Consider the following 16415-nt stretch of genomic DNA (forward strand, 5'->3'; position numbering starts at 1 on the left):
GCTTTAAAAGTTGTCAGGTCAATGCAACAAATGCCGGGAGACTAAGTATGGATAGAGACCTGACGATTTGCCGCGCAATTTGTAATTATTTTTTTAACTATGGTTTGCCGGAAAAATTCCAGCGCCTCTAACGTGCTGAGGCAGTTGATTTTTGCGCCTCCATAGCGGGCAAAAAAATCAATCGGTGTTTGCGATTTATGTGGAAGCCATCATGCTTTTTACTGGCATCTTCTCATTTCTGTGAGGCGCTGCACCTCTGCAGTGATGAGTGCAAAATATACGCCAATGGTTTACTTCCTGAACACATATATTCATCGCTCTAATGAAAATAAGAATAATCCTGGCATGCCCTTCAGCGTTGCCGCGCGTCGGCTCACGGTGCCGGACAGGAAAATCCGCTAATCTGAACGCTGTTTTTTTAGCAGATTAATCAACAGTGGACCTGAAGAAACGGCGGACGCCCCATTCCGGTGCGTTTATGCCGTCTGCGCCTGGCGTTATGCGCGACAAAAGTGCGCTCCCTGACTGTTGCGCAGACGGCGGCCCACACTCCCGATCCCGGCAAGGAAGAGCGATGCGTGAAACAGATTTTAATGTCGCTTACCCCTCTCATCGCGTCCCGATGATGGGGCGTAATGCGGTGGCGACATCACAACCGCTGGCGGCGCAGGCAGGCTTGCGTATGCTGCAGCAGGGGGGCAACGCGGTGGATGCGGCGATCGCCACGGCTATCGCCTTAACCGTACTGGAGCCGACCGGAAACGGCATTGGCAGCGATGCATTTGCGATCGTCTGGGATGGCAGTGAGCTGCATGGGCTCAACGCGTCAGGCCGTGCTCCGGCCGCCTGGCACCCCGGACGTTTTGCCGCCTTTGACGCCATGCCGGAAACCGGCTGGGAGTCAGTCACCATTCCTGGCGCGGTGTCGGCATGGGTCTCACTGGCGCAGCGCTTCGGCACTCTGCCGCTGACCACCCTGGCGCAACCGGCGATCGATTATGCGCGCGATGGTTTTCCGGTCTCACCGCTGATTAGCCAGCTGTGGCAGCGCGGCTACGACAAACTACGGGATCAGCCGGGCTTCAGCGACTGCTTTGCGCCCCAGGGCCGCCCGCCGCAGGCTGGGGAACTGTTCCGCAATCCGGCGCAGGCCGCCACCCTGCAGGAGATCGCCGAAACCCAGGGCGAAAGCTTCTATCGCGGCGCGCTGGCGCAGAAGATAGCGGCCTTCGCCCGCGAGCATGGCGCCGCCCTGACGCTGGAGGATCTGAAAAACCATCGGGCTGACTGGGTTACGCTGCTGTCGCATCCGTTTGCCGGTGGATCGGTCCAGGAGCTGCCGCCTAACGGTCAGGGCATCGCGACGCTGATCGCGCTGGGGATTCTGGAAGAGTGGGAGATCAACCGTCACGCACCCGATTCGCCGCAGTGGCTGCACCTCTCGATTGAGGCGATGAAACTGGCACTGGTCGATCTCGAACGCTATGTCACCGATGAAGATCACCTGGAATTTCCGGCGGCGCTGCTGCTGAGCCGGGACTATCTTCGCCAGCGGGCCGCACTAATCGATCCTGACAGAGCAGGCGATTTCCGCTTCGGCTCGCCGCAGCAAAGCGGCACTGTCTATGTGGCCGCCGGTGACAGCCAGGGCATGATGGTTTCGTTCATTCAGTCCAACTATATGGGTTTTGGCTCCGGCGTGGTCGTCCCCGGCACCGGCATCAGCCTGCAGAATCGCGGCGCGGGCTTCTCATGCGACCCGGCCCATCCCAACGTCGTGGCGGGCGGTAAGCGCCCTTTCCACACCATCATCCCCGCCTTTGCGCGGGATCAGCAGGGCCAGCCGCTGATGGCGTTTGGCGTGATGGGTGGCCCGATGCAGGCCCAGGGGCACGTTCAGCTGGCGCTGCGCATCATGCTGCACCGGCAGAATCCCCAGGCCGCGATTGATGCGCCGCGCTGGCGGGTGGTTCAGGGGCGCGAGGTGGTCTTCGAATCCACCCTCGATCGCAATACTCTGAGTACCCTGCGCCGCATGGGCCACAACGTGCTGCTGGAAGATCCGCTGAGCAACTACAACTTCGGCGGCGCACAGGCGATAGTGCGCGATCCTCAGGGGTTCTATATTGCAGCCAGTGAAAGCCGGAAAGATGGTCAGGCCGTGGTCTTTTAGGGCCGCCGCCAGAAAAACGCCGCCCGGAGAGCGGGACGCCTGCAAGCCGCGCAGGGCGCGCCGCAGATCCTGCTCTGTTACCGCCATTTCAGAAAGCACCTGTTTTAGCGGCGGTTTCACATTGTGCCGTGGCGCGGGTTTGTTCTATTCTTTAGGCCATTCCTACCTGGACATCAGACAGTATCACCGACAGGAGTTGACCCTATGGCTTCAGGATTTACACGCCTCATGGCACGCGGCGGCATTATGCTCGCTGGCGCGCTGATCGTGCTGCAGCTCACCGCATGTGGTGACAAAGAGGGCGAGCAGCGTAAAGCATTTATCGACTTTCTCCAGAATACCGTGATGCGCAGCGGCGAGCATCTTCCCAGCCTCAGCGAAAACCAGAAGCAGAGCTTTGGCAACTTCGCCAGCGATTACGCCATTCTGTATGGCTTCTCGCAGCAGGCGAACAAAGCGGTCGAACAGGGAATGCGTCCGGTGGTGGATGAGCTTTCCGCGATTCGCGTTCCGCAGGATTATCTCAGCCGTCGCGACTCACTGCGTCAGGCCAACAGCGCCCTTGTGATTGTCACCCAGCAGATTGAAAGCGCCAAAATGCAGGCGGACAGCAGCAAAGCGGCCCTGAAGCAGTCGGATGATCTGAAAAAGGTCTACGACACCGCCTACAACAAAGTGGTAACGGTGCCCGCCAATCAGCTGATCCCGCTGCTGCCTAAACTGCAGGCGCTGAGCCAGGGTGCGGTGCAGACCGGCGACTTCCTGCAACTGCAGGGCTCCCGGGTCAGCTTCAATGATGGCGGCGTACAGTTCCCGACCCAGGATCAGGCTACGCAATATAATGCGCTGATGAGCACGCTCTCTGCCAACGCTCAGGCCCTGCCTCAGGCCCAGGCGGCCGTTCAGGGTGGCATTCAGCAGTAAACCGCTTTCCGGGCAGAGGTGATCTCTCTGCCCCTCTCCCCACTCTTTCTCTTTGCCGCCAGGACCCGCAAAATGAAGTGTGATCTGGCGCATTTTCGACCAAAAATATTTTGTGACTTTCATCACATATCTATAACAAAGCGCCTTTCTCAGGATGTGATACATCTCACAGATAACCGGCAAATCTGACTAAAAATCGCCCAATACAGCGGCATTCACGCCACTAAATGTGATCAGAGTCACGCTAATGACCCCTGCAGCCCCCCTTAATCAGTGACACAGATCACACTAATGTCATGCCCTACGCAGTGCCAGATTCGCGTGATAGAGTCCGCGTGCATACAGTAATACCACCGGCTTCAGGTCGGGGTGGCTAAACAAAAACAAACGCGCTCTCCTATTGCAGCGCGTCTCAATAAGGGGTGGGTTTATGTCCTCATCAGTGAAGGTCAAAGTACAGAGCTTTGGTCGCTTTCTGAGTAATATGGTGATGCCAAACATCGGGGCGTTTATCGCCTGGGGTATCATCACCGCGCTGTTTATTCCAACTGGCTGGATCCCTAACGAAACGCTGGCCAAACTGGTCGGCCCGATGATTACTTACCTGCTGCCGCTGCTGATCGGTTTCACCGGCGGACGTCTGGTGGGCGGGGATCGCGGCGGCGTAGTCGGTGCCATCACCACCATGGGTGTGATTGTCGGTGCAGATATGCCGATGTTCCTGGGGGCGATGATTGCCGGTCCGCTGGGTGGCTGGGCCATTAAGTCGTTTGACCGGGCCATTGACGGCAAAATCAAAAGCGGCTTCGAGATGCTGGTCAACAACTTCTCGGCCGGTATTATCGGGATGGTGCTGGCCCTGCTGGCATTCCTGGCCATTGGCCCGCTGGTAGAAGGTCTGTCGCATATTCTCGCGGCGGGCGTGAACCTGATGGTGCAGAACAACCTGCTGCCGCTGACCTCCATCTTCGTAGAACCGGCGAAAATCCTGTTCCTGAACAACGCCATCAACCACGGTATCTTCTCACCGCTCGGCATCCAGCAGGCGAGTGAAGCGGGTAAATCGATCTTCTTCCTGATCGAAGCGAACCCGGGTCCGGGGATGGGCGTGCTGATGGCCTACATGTTCTTTGGTCGTGGCAGTGCAAAGCAGTCTGCGGGCGGTGCCGCCATTATCCACTTCCTGGGCGGCATCCATGAGATCTACTTCCCTTACGTGCTGATGGCGCCTCGTCTGCTGCTGGCCGTGATCCTGGGCGGGATGACCGGCGTCTTCACGCTGACCGTCCTGAATGGCGGCCTGGTCTCTCCTGCTTCACCGGGTTCTATCCTGGCGGTGCTGGCGATGACGCCAAAAGGCGCCTACTTCGCTAACGTCGCTGCTATCGCGGCCGCCTTTGCTGTCTCCTTTGTGGTTTCCGCTATCCTGCTGAAAACCAGCAAAGTGAAAGAAGATGACGACATCGAAGCCGCGACCCAGCGCATGCATGAGATGAAAGCGCAGTCCAAAGGCCAGAGCGCACCCGGTGCCGCCATTGCCAGCGACGCCATGAGCGTGGACCTGCATCATGTGCGTAAAATCATCGTTGCCTGTGATGCCGGTATGGGCTCCAGCGCCATGGGCGCAGGCGTGCTGCGTAAGAAAGTGCAGGATGCCGGTCTGCGCAATGTCTCGGTGACCAATACTGCGATTAACGCCCTGCCGGGTGATGTCGATCTGGTGATTACGCATCGTGACCTGACCGAACGCGCAATCCGCCAGGCGCCGCACGCGCAGCATATCTCGCTGAATAACTTCCTCGACAGCGCGCTCTACAGCACTCTGACCGAACGTCTGGTGGCGGCTAACCGCAGTGACGCGCATCGCGAAACCGTGAAGACGACGCTGGCCGATAGCTACGATGAAGGTAACGCGCATCTGTTTAAGCTGGGCGCGGATAACGTCTTCCTTGGCCTGACCGCCAGCAACAAAGAGCAGGCGATTCGCTTTGCCGGTGAACAGCTGGTGAAAGGCGGCTACGTCGAGCCGGAGTATGTGGAAGCGATGCTGGCGCGTGAAAAACTGACCCCGACCTATCTCGGTGAGTCAATCGCGGTGCCGCACGGCACGGTGGAAGCCAAAGATCGCGTGCTGAAAACCGGCGTGGTGTTCTGCCAGTATCCGGCAGGCGTCCTGTTCGGCGAAGAGCCGGAGGATGTGGCGCGTCTGGTGATCGGGATTGCGGCCCGCAATAACGAGCACATCCAGGTGATCACCAGCCTGACCAATGCGCTGGATGATGACAGCGTGATCGAGAAGCTGGCCAACACCAGCAGCGTGCAGGAAGTGCTGGATCTGCTGTCAGGCAAGCCTGCCATCGCATAATGTGGTGATATTTTCCCTGGGGCGGTCATGCCCGTCCCGATTTTCCGGGGCGGGTTTGCCCGCCCCATCGTCATTTGATATGGGTCAAAAATTATGAAAGCGTTACATTTCGGAGCAGGAAACATCGGTCGCGGCTTTATCGGCAAATTACTGGCTGATGCCGGTATCGAACTGGTTTTTGCTGATGTGAATCAGACGGTGCTGGATGCACTGAACGCGCGTCATGAGTACCCCGTTCATGTGGTTGGCGAACAGGCCAGAACAGAAATCGTGACCGGCGTCAGCGCCGTTAACAGCACCAGCGAGGCGATCGTCACTCTGGTGTCTGAGGTCGACCTGGTGACCACCGCCGTAGGTCCGCAGATCCTGGAGCGCATTGCCGGCAGCGTGGCGAAAGGGCTGGCTAAACGCAGCGATGACGGCACGACCCGTCCGCTGAATATCATCGCCTGTGAGAATATGGTGCGCGGCACCAGTCAGCTGAAACAGCATGTTCTGAAGGCGCTGCCTGAGCAGTATCACGCCTGGCTGGAGCAGCATGTCGGCTTTGTTGATTCCGCCGTCGACCGCATCGTGCCGCCCACGGAAGCGGGCAGCAGCGATCCGCTGGAAGTGACCGTTGAAACCTTCAGCGAGTGGATCGTCGACAAAACCCAGTTTAAAGGCGACCTGCCCACCATTCCGGGCATGGAGCTGACCGACAACCTGATGGCCTTTGTTGAGCGCAAACTCTTCACCCTGAACACCGGCCACGCGATTACCGCCTATCTTGGCCAGCTGGCCGGTCACCAGACCATTCGTGACGCCATTCTGGACGAAAAAATCCGGGCCGTGGTGAAAGGTGCGATGGAGGAGAGCGGCGCGGTGCTGATCCAGCGTTACGGTTTCGACGCGGAGAAACATGCGGCCTACATCCGCAAAATCCTGGGCCGTTTTGAAAACCCTTATCTGAAAGATGATGTTGAGCGCGTAGGCCGTCAGCCGCTGCGTAAACTGAGTGCGGGCGATCGCCTGATTAAGCCAACTCTGGGGACGCTGGAGTATGGTCTGCCACACGCCAGCCTGGTGCAGGGTATTGCTGCTGCAATGCACTATCACAGCGATCAGGACCCGCAGGCGCAGGAGCTGGCCGCGCTGCTGGCAGAAAAAGGTCCACAGGCGACCCTGGCTGAGATTTCCGGCCTGGATGCCGACAGCGAAGTGGTGGCTGCTGTGGTGAGCGCCTGGCACGCTATGGCATAATGCGCGCGTGTTAGTGACGCAAGCCGGGCGCAGTTCGCCTGCGCCCAACGGCGGTATTGAACCCATGCAGGCAATAATGGAAGAGAAGCAAGCTTTTGAGAACCGGGTGCTTGAGCGCCTGAACGCCGGTCGTTCGGTGAGAAGCTTTCTTATCGCCGCCGTTGAGCTATTGGCTGAAGCAGTCAATCTGCTGGTGCTGCAGGTGTTCCGCAAAGATGACTATGCGGTGAAGTATGCCGTGGAGCCACTGCTGCTGGGCGATGGTCCGCTGGGCGAACTCTCAGTTCGCCTGAAACTGATTTATGGCCTGGGCGTTATCAGCCGGCACGAATATGAAGATGGCGAACTGCTGCTGGCGCTGCGCGAAGAGCTGAACCACGATACCGCCGACTACCGTTTCACCGACGATGAAATCCTCGGCCCGTTTGGTGAGCTGCACTGTGTCACCGCCTGGCCGCCTGCCCCAGTGTTTCACACCGACGATGCGGAGCTGCGCAGTATGCAGCAGCAGCGCTATCTGCAGATGGTGCGATCCACCATGGTCCTGTCACTCACCGAACTGATCGCCCGCATCAGCACCAGGCAGGCGTTTAAAAAGCCCGGCAGCTAATCCCGTCAGGCGCCCTCTGCGGCGCCTTTTTTGTCTTACGCTGAGCGGGAACCCGCATCCGATTTGGTGTATCCTTAGCCTGTTTTCCTCAACGAGTTGTTGTCATGAAAGAGCAAGAAAAGAACGAAATCAAACTTCTCAGCGATAAGCTGGACGCACTGAACCGCAAAGAGCCGCAGTTACTGGAGTCGGGTGACACCGAGAAACTGGGCGCACTGCTGAAAGAGAAAGAAACGCTGGTCACGGAGATCGAGCGTCTGCGCAATCAGCGGGTTGAAAAGCTGAGTGCCGAAGCGCAGAAGCTGCAGAAAATGGGCTTCAGCCGCGAAATTACCAAAAAAGAGCAGGCTAATCTGGGTGCGCTGAAGAAAAGCGTGCGCGGCCTGGTAGTGGTGCATCCAATGACCGCGCTGGGACGTGAAATGGGCCTGAAAGTGATGACCGGCTTCGCCAGAACCGCCTTCTGAAGCGTCGATCAGGCCGCAGCCTGATCGACATCGGCTTTGCGTTCGCCAGCGGCGGCACAGACCTGTTCTGCCAGCGCATCCAGCAGTTCATAGCGACGGCGGTACTCTGCGCGCTTCTTGCTGGCGATCTCCTCCAGCGTTTTACGCGGCAGGCTCAGCGGCAGGGTAAACATCCCGTCACTGCGTGCCTCTCCACTCAGCGACAGCCAGAATTCACTGTAGCTGGCAAAGAACTTATCCCCTTTGCTGTGGCGATAGCGCAGACTGCGGAAGACGTGTGTCTCATCACCCACCGCCAGAATCTTCTCAACGCCACACCGTTTCGCAACAATAAACACCGCTTCCATTAACAAGCGTTTCGGGAAGAGACCCTGCGCGGCTTTTGTCGCTTCACGGATGACCTCATTATTGATATGTTTCCGCGGCCCCTGTAATCCGCCAATTAATAAGGTGCGCTGGTTATTCTCATTAAGAATAGAAAATGAAAGCGACGCGATAATTTCGTCGTTATAACGCAACACCAGCGTTACTTCGCCTTCGCGGTCAAAATAGCCTGAACTACAGGAGAGTAAGAAGGCTTCGCCGTTTTTACCGGTCAGCGCCGCCAGCGGATTATCGGTGGCGCTCTGCAGCAGCTGACGCAGCGCAGGATTTTCCAGGTTATTCATCAGGGTATAATGATCGAGAATCGCCTGCGCACGCGCAGCAATACTCAGTCCTGAACGCAGATAAGGCCGGTGCAGCTTGGCGGGCAGCAGACCCTGGGTGCTCATCAGCAGAGGCAATTGCGGCAGACGCGACAGGGCATCCAGATAATGCAGCGTCGTCAGTGGTGATATTAAGGTCCTTAAGACAAATTTCATCCGGAACCGTTTACTTATCCAGAGTTTATCCGGAACATATTTACCACTAATTAACTGAAAAAAAAGCGAAGCAGAGGAATCTGTCGTAGTTTCGTGAGTAGTTATAATGGACATAGTCAGCGACACACAGTGGGTTAAGCAGGATTGTCACTGAAAATAACATAGCCAATATCAACGGCAGGTTAATGCGGAATAACATTAAAACTGATTTATGACGATTTCTGGTTCCATCTGAGAATGCGCAATATAAAGCAAAAAAAAACCGGCGAAATAGATTTCACCGGTTGAGCGGTTAACGCCGGATTAACTTACTGCGCTGCAGCGAAGCGGGCTGCCGCTTCGTCCCAGTTAACCACGTTCCAGAACGCTTTGATGTAGTCAGGACGCTTGTTCTGATACTTCAGGTAGTAAGCGTGTTCCCACACATCCAGACCGATGATCGGGAAGCCAGATACGCCGGCAACCGCTTCACCCATCAGCGGGTTATCCTGGTTTGCGGTTGAGACCACGGCCAGCTTGTCGCCTTTCTTAACCAGCCACGCCCAGCCTGAACCGAAACGGGTCGCTGCGGCTTTCTCGAACTCTTCCTGGAATTTTTCCACGCTGCCGAAATCTTTCTCGATAGCCGCTTTCAGGTCGCCCTGCAGGGTGGTGCCGGTTTTCAGGCCTTTCCAGAACAGGCTGTGGTTCGCGTGACCGCCTGCGTTGTTGCGCAGCGGACCTTTTTTGTCTGCTGGCAGCTGATCCAGTTTGGTGATCAGCTCGTCGACCGGCAGATCGGCAAATTCAGTGCCTTCCAGCGCCGCGTTGGCGTTGTTCACATAGGTCTGGTGATGTTTAGTGTGATGGATTTCCATCGTCTGCTTGTCGAAATGCGGTTCCAGTGCGTCGTATGCGTAAGGCAGGGATGGCAGTGAATAACTCATGTTCTTCCTCTCCATTTAATATGAGCAGCACGACAGATTCGGGACGTGCCGCGTAAGCAGTCGAATCATTATAGTTAAATTCATGTAGCGTAAAAGGGTAATCAATGCCCTAATAACCATAAGGATTTGCGAAACCCGGCAAAAGCAACCCGTTGTTTTTACAGCGGGCAGCTGCACGCTCTGCTTACAGAGATCGGATCGCGCCGACGGTTATGCAGGCGCGCCATCTGCCCGGATGCCGCGCCTGCCCTGCCCTTTGCCTTAGCGACCCAGCTCGCGCAGTGCGCTGTCGAGCGCCCCCACCAGCCAGTCGATGTCGCTTTCCTGGAAAGCCAGAGGCGGGCGCAGTTTCAGTACATTCCCATAGGGGCCGGCGACCGAGGTCAGCACACGATGTTCACGCAGCTTCTCAATCAGATCCAGCGCCAGCGTCTTATCCGGCGTTTTGCTGTGACGATCGGTGACCAGTTCAAAGCCGATAAACAGCCCGGCACCGCGCACATCCCCCACGCACTCAAAGCGATCCATCAGCGTACGCAGCTCAGCCAGCAGCTTCGCACCGACCACGCGGCTGTGTTCCTGTAATCCCTCTTCGGTGATCACTTTCAGCACCGCCTGCGCCGCCGCCATCGCGACCGGGTTGCCGCCAAAGGTATTGAAGTAAGGAATCGAGTCGCTGAAGGCGGCCAGCACCTCGCTTTTTGCCAGCAGTCCGGAGACCGGGATGCCGTTGCCCATCGGCTTGCCGGTGGTGATCAGATCGGGCACCACATCGTGACGGCCAAAGCCCCAGAACGCGTCGCCGGTGCGGCCAAAGCCTGGCTGAACTTCATCGGCAATAAAGATACCGCCGTTGGCATGCACCACCTCGACGGCTTTTTTCAGGAAGCCGCGCGGGTCGGGCAGGACGCCGTCCGACGAGAAGATCGAATCCGCCAGGAATCCGGCAAACTTAATGCCGTGCGCGGCCATATCATCAATCTGCTGCTGAATCTGGCTGGCGAACCAGTCGCCCAGATCCGGGGCATCCACGCGATAAGCATCCGGCGGCATCACCAGCCGGGTGGTCGGCGCCAGCGGTTGCCCGCTGCCCAGCGCCGGAGAGGCCCCGGAGGTCAGCTCGCTGGTGCCGTGATAGGCCTCTTTGGTGACGATAATCCCGGTGCCGCCGCTGAAGGCGCGCGCTACGCGGATCGCCAGATCGTTGGCTTCCGAGCCGGTACACATATACATGGCGCGATCGATCGCCGCAGGTGTCGTCGCCAGCAGTGCTTCGCTGTAGTCGAGAATATTTTCATGCAGATAACGGGTGTGGGTGTTCAGCCTTTTCATCTGCTGCGTCACCGCGTCAGTCACGGCCGGATGACAGTGACCAATGCTGGCCACATTGTTGTAGACGTCGAGATATTTATCGCCTGCCGCATCCCACAGATACTGCCCCTCTCCCCGCACCAGATGAACCGGCTTGCGATAGAACAGGCGATAGGATTCACCAAGCACCTTGCTGCGTTTATCGGTCAGCTTGCGCGTCTCGCTGTCCAGCGCAGCGGCATGTTCGGCACGAAAACTGTTGGTATCCATAATGGTGGAACGCGTGGCCATAATTGACTCCGGTTTCAGGGATAAAGGGGAAGAGCGGATGCCCTTATCATGCCTGCCTGCGCTAAAAATGCAACAAAATACACAAATGCAATAAAATACACATGACGGCGGCAAGGAGTCGCGCTAAGCTGGCCCCCGATTCAGACGGACGCCAGCGCCCGACTGGCGTATTATCCGTGCTCTTCGCGCTTTATAAGGAAACCACTATGCTGCAGGAAATGCGTCTTCACCGTATCCGTGCCTTACTGACCCGGCTTAACCAGGTGAGTACTGAACGCATTGTCAGGGAGCTGGAGGTGTCTCGCGAAACCGCGCGCCGGGACATGATTGAGCTGGAAGCGCTGGGGCTGGCGCGCCGGGTGCATGGCGGGCTGGTGGCGCTGGAAACCCCAGCCGAACCGCCACTGACTGAGCGCCGCAGCCAGCAGACCCGTGAGAAGCGCGCTATCGCCCGCGCAGCTGCGCAGCTGCTGCAGCCCGGACAGACGCTGTTCCTGGACGCGGGCAGCACCACTACGTTTCTGGCAGAGGAGCTGCACGCCCTTTCCGGCCTGACGATCCTCACCAACAGCCTGCAGGCGGCGCTGGCCCTGAGCGCCGGAGAAGAAGATCAGACGCTGAACAATCAGATTATTTTGCTGGGCGGGAGCATGTCAGCGGGCGCACAGCAGACACGCGGCGAAATCACCGTCGGCGAAATTATGCGCTACCGTGCCGATATTGCGCTGCTGTCGCCGGTGGGCGTGGAGGCGGATAGCGGGGCCACCAGCTTTCATCCGCACGAAGCGGCGATTGCGCGTGCGATGGTGCAGCAGTCTGCATCCTGCTATCTGCTGGCCGATCACAGCAAGCTGGGCGTGGTCAGCCGCACGGTCTATGCGCCACCGCAGGCGATCTCTCTGCTGATTACCGACGGTGGCGGCGGCGACGGTGCCGCCCTTGCGGCGTTGCAGCAGCAACTGCCGGAAGTGATGGTGGTTTAACGCAGCCGCTGAGGGTGGCTGTAGATGGTGGCCCGGCCCGGTTTGCTGAAGCCGGCCAGCGTCAGGTTGCAGCGCTCAGCGACCTCCACCGCCAGGCGGGTCGCCGCCGAGACGGCAAACAGGATTTCCACGCCGCACATGGCGGACTTCTGCACCATTTCATAGCTGGCGCGGCTGGAGACCAGAACCGCGCCCGGCCCCCAGTCGGCCTGGCTGCGATAGCCCAGCAGCTTGTCCAGCGCCACATGGCGCCCCACATCTTCGCAGCCCCCGGCCAGCTGACCGTCGGGCTGGATCCATGCGGCCGCATGGGTACAGCCGGTAAGCTGGCCGACCGGCTGATACGCTTTCAGCTCGCCCAGCGCCCGATCCAGCCTGTCCAGCGCAAAAGTCTGGGTAAAGGGCAGCGGCGAGAGCGGCTTGCCGATCTGTTCCAGCTGTTCAACGCCACAGACGCCACAGCCCGTCCGCCCTGCCAGGGCGCGGCGCTGCGCTTTGAGGGCCATAAAACGGCGGCTGGAAAGCTCAATCTGCACCTCTATACCGTCGCAGCCCGGCACGATATCCATACCAAAAATGTCGCCGGGCGCATCGATAATGCCCTCCGAGAGCGAAAAGCCCAGCGCAAACGCCTCCAGATCTTTTGGCGTGGTCATCATCACGACGTGAGAGATGCCGTTATAGACCAGCGCCACCGGCACTTCGTCCGCCAGCCAGTCTGAACGGGCGGCCGTCAGATCGTCACGCTGCCACACCTGCGTCATGCTGACACCGGCCTGAGTTGTTAAATCTTCGCCTGAGTCAGGCTGGATAGCTTTCAAAAAATATGACCTGTTGTTAATAAATGATGAAATTCAGCGTCGTATTCCGCCGCGTCCTGATTCTGCCTCTAAGCCCCGGGTTGCGCAAATAAACCGCGGGGCAATTCATGCGGTTTTACCGTCGCAGCGGGCTGGCGCGCCCGCTGGTGCAGAAAATGAGAAGGGTCATTTTTCAGGCATAACATCAGTAAGCATATAACAACAGTAATCCGTGGCGGCCGCTGAAAATCTGCTTGCAACTTCCCTTCACTGTCGAGGGTTTTTAACAAAATGTAGGAAATGAATTACTAATGACTAACCTGTTGACCCTGGTCAACTTAGACGCAGATAAGACTGTTATTTTGCAGGGCTTCGCAATGGAGCCGATACAGAAGAACGAAAATGCAAATAAACAGACGGAGTTTTTTTAAAATCTGTGCAGGCGGCCTGGCGGGAACCAGTGCTGCGCTACTCGGTTTTGCCCCCACCACAGCCTTAGCCAGCGTCAGAGAATTCAAACTCATCCGCGCCAGAGAAACCCGCAATAACTGTACCTACTGCTCGGTCGGCTGCGGCATGCTGATTTACAGCCTGGGCGATGGGGCGAAGAATGCCAGCGCCTCGATTTATCACATCGAAGGCGATCCTGATCATCCGGTCAGCCGGGGATCGCTCTGCCCGAAAGGGGCGGGCGTGCTCGACTTTATTCACAGCGAGCAGCGACTGAAATATCCGGAATATCGTGCGCCCGGTTCCGATAAATGGCAGCGCATCAGCTGGGAAGAAGCCTTTGATCGCATCGCCCGGCTGATGAAGCAGGACCGCGATGCCCATTTCCAGACCACCAATGCGGCGGGCGTGACGGTCAACCGCTGGCCGACCACCTCTATGCTCTGCTCTTCCGCCGCCAGCAATGAAACCGGCCTGCTCGATCAGAAATTTGCCCGGGCGCTGGGGATTCTGGCGCTGGAAAATCAGGCGCGCCTCTGTCACGGCCCGACTGTCGCCGCACTCGCGCCGAGCTTTGGTCGCGGAGCGATGACCAACAACTGGAATGACATTAAAAATGCCAACGTAGTGATGATTATGGGCGGCAACCCCGCCGAAGCACATCCGGTGGGGTTTAAGTGGGTCATCGAAGCGAAAATCCATAACAACGCCCAGGTTATCGTGGTCGATCCGCGCTTTAACCGTTCAGCGGCGGTAGCCGATCACTATGCGCCACTGCGGGCGGGCAGCGACGTGGTTTTCCTGATGGGCATCGTCAACTATCTCCTGCAGCACAATCAGATCCAGCAGGAGTATGTGCGCGCCTTTACCAATGCCGCCCTGATTGTCAAAGAGGACTTCAGCTTCAGCGACGGCCTGTTCAGCGGCTACGATGCCGCGTCCCGTCAGTACGACCGCCAGAGCTGGCACTATGAGCTGGATGACAGGGGCTTTGCCCGCCGCGATGAGAGCCTCACGCATCCGCGCTGCGTCCTGAACCTGCTGAAAGCCCATGCCAGCCGTTACACCCCGGACATGGTGACGCGCCTGTGCGGGACCTCGCAGGATGCCTTTATGACGGTGTGTGAACAGCTTGCCTCCACCTCCGTTCCTAATCGCACTGCGACGATTCTTTATGCGCTGGGCTGGACCCATCATACTAATGGCTCACAGATTATCCGCACGGCGGCGATGATCCAGCTGCTGCTGGGCAACATCGGGATGCCAGGCGGCGGGATCAATGCACTGCGCGGGCACTCCAACGTGCAGGGCTTTACCGATCTCGGTCTGCTGACGCAGAGTCTGCCGGGTTATCTGCCACTGCCCTCCGAGAAGATGACCACCCTGACGACCTACCTGCAGCAGGCCACACCGGCTGCGGCCCTGCCGGAACAGGTCAACTACTGGCAGAACACCGATAAATTCTTCGTCAGCCTGATGAAGAGCTTCTATGGCGATAAGGCCACGGCAGAGAATCAGTGGGGCTACGACTGGCTGCCGAAGTGGGATAAAAGCTACGACTGCATGGCGCAGGCGGAGATGATGGAGCAGGGGGCGCTGAACGGCTGTCTGATTCAGGGCTTCAACATGCTGGCGGCCTTCCCGGATAAAAACAAAGCGGTCCGCGCACTTTCTCGCCTGAAATATATGGTGGTGATCGATCCGCTGCGCACGGAGACGGCCAGCTTCTGGCAGCATCACGACGCGTTTAACGATGTCGACCCGTCGACCATTCAGACCGAAGTGTTCCGCCTGCCCTCCTCCTGCTTCGCGGAAGAGTCGGGATCGGTGGCGAACTCATCGCGCTGGCTGCAGTGGCACTGGGCGGCCGCCGAGCCACCGGCGGAGGCGCTGCACGACGGTAAAATTCTCGGCAACCTCTTTATGCGGCTGCGCGCGCTCTATCGTCTGGAGGGCGGCGCCGCGCCGGAACCGCTGATGGCAATGCGCTGGGATTACCGCGATCCCTACAATCCTGAGCCGGAAGAGGTCGCGCAGGAGAGCAACGGCCAGGCGCTGACCGATATTTATGACGCCAGCGGCAAGCTGCTGCTGAAAAAAGGCCAGCAGCTCAACGGGTTCGCTGAACTGCGTAACGACGGCACCACCGCCAGCGCCTGCTGGATTTACAGTGGCAGCTGGACGCAGGAGGGCAATCAGATGGCACGGCGCGACAACGCCGATCCGTCGGGGCTGGGTGCGGTCTCCGGCTGGGCCTGGGCCTGGCCTGCTAACCGCCGCATTCTCTACAACCGCGCCTCTGCGGATGCGCAGGGCAAAGCCTGGGATCCCGCCCGTCGCCTGATCGAGTGGGATGGCGCGCGCTGGCAGGGTATCGACGTGCCGGATTATCCGGTCACCCTGTCGCCACAGAAGCAGGCCGGTCCCTTTATTATGCAGCCCGATGGCATGGGTCATCTGTTTGCGCTCGATAAAATGGCCGACGGCCCGTTCCCGGAACATTATGAGCCGATGGAAAGCCCGCTCGCCGATAACCCTCTGCATCCGCAGCAGCGCCACAGTCCGGTCGTCCGACTGTTCAGCAGCGACGCCGCCCGGCTGGGCAAGGCCGCTGACTACCCCTGTGTCGCCACCACCTACTCCATCACCGAACTGTTCCGTCACTGGACCAAACATGCCCTGCTGAATGCGATTGCGCAGCCGGAGCAGTTTGTTGAGATCGGCACCGAACTGGCCGAGGAGAAAGGGATCCGCGCCGGTGACAGCGTCAAAGTCACGTCGCAGCGTGGCTATATCAACGCTAAAGCGGTGGTCACCCGTCGTCTGCAGCGTCTGACGATTGATGGCAGACCGGTCGACACCGTGGGCATTCCCTGTCACTGGGGCTTTGAAGGCACCACGCGGAAGGGCTTCCTGGCCAATACGCTGACGCCGTCGGTCGGCGATGCCAACTCGCAGACCCCGGAGTACAAGGGATTCTTAGTAAAAGTCGAAAAAGCGTAACGGTGGA

The 16415-nt window shown here is 58.4% G+C and carries 12 protein-coding genes; 8 read left to right on the forward strand and 4 right to left on the reverse strand.

The window, feature by feature from the left end; genetic code table 11:
• The first annotated feature begins 574 nt into the window (after window positions 1-574).
• The 6 genes from ACR6AS_RS17370 (at window position 575) to ACR6AS_RS17395 (ending at window position 7781) form a co-directional block, all read left to right on the forward strand.
• A complete protein-coding gene (locus ACR6AS_RS17370; protein WP_367395964.1) occupies window positions 575-2173 on the forward strand; it encodes a gamma-glutamyltransferase family protein in 1599 nt (532 codons plus the stop codon).
• 204 nt (window positions 2174-2377) lie between these two features.
• Entirely contained in the window at window positions 2378-3097 is a 720-nt protein-coding gene (locus ACR6AS_RS17375) for a DUF3053 domain-containing protein (RefSeq protein ID WP_111141307.1), read from the forward strand.
• Between the two features lie 430 nt (window positions 3098-3527).
• On the forward strand, window positions 3528-5462 hold the full coding sequence (locus tag ACR6AS_RS17380; protein WP_111141308.1) for a PTS mannitol transporter subunit IICBA: 1935 nt from the start codon (window positions 3528-3530) through the stop codon (window positions 5460-5462).
• A 93-nt stretch (window positions 5463-5555) separates the two neighbouring features.
• Window positions 5556-6704, forward strand: a complete 1149-nt coding sequence (gene mtlD, locus ACR6AS_RS17385; RefSeq protein WP_293770690.1) for a mannitol-1-phosphate 5-dehydrogenase — start codon at window positions 5556-5558, stop codon at window positions 6702-6704.
• Between the two features lie 64 nt (window positions 6705-6768).
• Window positions 6769-7314 (forward strand): mannitol operon repressor MtlR, encoded by a 546-nt coding sequence (mtlR, locus tag ACR6AS_RS17390; RefSeq protein ID WP_199560031.1) that lies wholly within the window; start codon window positions 6769-6771, stop codon window positions 7312-7314.
• Window positions 7315-7418: 104 nt separating this feature from the next.
• Entirely contained in the window at window positions 7419-7781 is a 363-nt protein-coding gene (locus ACR6AS_RS17395; RefSeq protein ID WP_111141311.1) for a YibL family ribosome-associated protein, read from the forward strand.
• An 8-nt stretch (window positions 7782-7789) separates the two neighbouring features.
• Here the strand turns inward: ACR6AS_RS17395 and ACR6AS_RS17400 are convergent, their stop codons facing one another.
• The 3 genes from ACR6AS_RS17400 to ACR6AS_RS17410 all read right to left on the reverse strand — a co-directional run bounded on the left by ACR6AS_RS17400 (window position 7790) and on the right by ACR6AS_RS17410 (window position 11172).
• Window positions 7790-8758 (reverse strand): VirK/YbjX family protein, encoded by a 969-nt coding sequence (locus ACR6AS_RS17400; RefSeq protein ID WP_434163262.1) that lies wholly within the window; start codon window positions 8756-8758, stop codon window positions 7790-7792.
• 194 nt (window positions 8759-8952) lie between these two features.
• A complete protein-coding gene (gene sodA, locus ACR6AS_RS17405) occupies window positions 8953-9570 on the reverse strand; it encodes a superoxide dismutase [Mn] (protein WP_111141313.1) in 618 nt (205 codons plus the stop codon).
• A 261-nt stretch (window positions 9571-9831) separates the two neighbouring features.
• Window positions 9832-11172 (reverse strand): aspartate aminotransferase family protein, encoded by a 1341-nt coding sequence (locus ACR6AS_RS17410; RefSeq protein ID WP_111141314.1) that lies wholly within the window; start codon window positions 11170-11172, stop codon window positions 9832-9834.
• Between the two features lie 206 nt (window positions 11173-11378).
• On the opposite strand from ACR6AS_RS17410, the gene ACR6AS_RS17415 reads away from it, so the two are divergent.
• A complete protein-coding gene (locus ACR6AS_RS17415; protein ID WP_434163265.1) occupies window positions 11379-12155 on the forward strand; it encodes a DeoR/GlpR family DNA-binding transcription regulator in 777 nt (258 codons plus the stop codon).
• On the opposite strand, the gene fdhD is transcribed toward ACR6AS_RS17415, so the two are convergent.
• A complete protein-coding gene (gene fdhD, locus ACR6AS_RS17420; protein ID WP_233499006.1) occupies window positions 12152-12919 on the reverse strand; it encodes a formate dehydrogenase accessory sulfurtransferase FdhD in 768 nt (255 codons plus the stop codon). The genes ACR6AS_RS17415 and fdhD overlap by 4 nt on opposite strands.
• A gap of 438 nt (window positions 12920-13357) precedes the next feature.
• Between fdhD and fdnG the strand changes: the two genes are divergently transcribed.
• Window positions 13358-16408: a formate dehydrogenase-N subunit alpha gene (gene fdnG / locus ACR6AS_RS17425; protein ID WP_434163268.1), complete on the forward strand. Its 3051-nt coding sequence runs from the start codon at window positions 13358-13360 to the stop codon at window positions 16406-16408.
• The last annotated feature ends 7 nt before the right edge of the window (window positions 16409-16415 follow it).

Source organism: Pantoea phosphatilytica (assembly GCF_051025615.1).
GTDB lineage: Bacteria > Pseudomonadota > Gammaproteobacteria > Enterobacterales > Enterobacteriaceae > Pantoea.

What these genes read in the sequence shown, in the direction of transcription:
- mtlD (WP_293770690.1), top strand. Translation starts at nt 5,556, where the DNA reads ATGAAAGCGTTACATTTCGGAGCAGGAAACATCGGTCGCGGCTTTATC.
- ACR6AS_RS17370 (WP_367395964.1), top strand. Translation starts at nt 575, where the DNA reads ATGCGTGAAACAGATTTTAATGTCGCTTACCCCTCTCATCGCGTCCCG.
- fdhD (WP_233499006.1), bottom strand. Translation starts at nt 12,919, where the DNA reads ATGACGCAGGTGTGGCAGCGTGACGATCTGACGGCCGCCCGTTCAGAC.
- fdnG (WP_434163268.1), top strand. Translation starts at nt 13,358, where the DNA reads ATGCAAATAAACAGACGGAGTTTTTTTAAAATCTGTGCAGGCGGCCTG.
- ACR6AS_RS17380 (WP_111141308.1), top strand. Translation starts at nt 3,528, where the DNA reads ATGTCCTCATCAGTGAAGGTCAAAGTACAGAGCTTTGGTCGCTTTCTG.
- sodA (WP_111141313.1), bottom strand. Translation starts at nt 9,570, where the DNA reads ATGAGTTATTCACTGCCATCCCTGCCTTACGCATACGACGCACTGGAA.
- ACR6AS_RS17410 (WP_111141314.1), bottom strand. Translation starts at nt 11,172, where the DNA reads ATGGCCACGCGTTCCACCATTATGGATACCAACAGTTTTCGTGCCGAA.
- ACR6AS_RS17375 (WP_111141307.1), top strand. Translation starts at nt 2,378, where the DNA reads ATGGCTTCAGGATTTACACGCCTCATGGCACGCGGCGGCATTATGCTC.
- mtlR (WP_199560031.1), top strand. Translation starts at nt 6,769, where the DNA reads ATGCAGGCAATAATGGAAGAGAAGCAAGCTTTTGAGAACCGGGTGCTT.
- ACR6AS_RS17415 (WP_434163265.1), top strand. Translation starts at nt 11,379, where the DNA reads ATGCTGCAGGAAATGCGTCTTCACCGTATCCGTGCCTTACTGACCCGG.
- ACR6AS_RS17400 (WP_434163262.1), bottom strand. Translation starts at nt 8,758, where the DNA reads ATGTCCATTATAACTACTCACGAAACTACGACAGATTCCTCTGCTTCG.
- ACR6AS_RS17395 (WP_111141311.1), top strand. Translation starts at nt 7,419, where the DNA reads ATGAAAGAGCAAGAAAAGAACGAAATCAAACTTCTCAGCGATAAGCTG.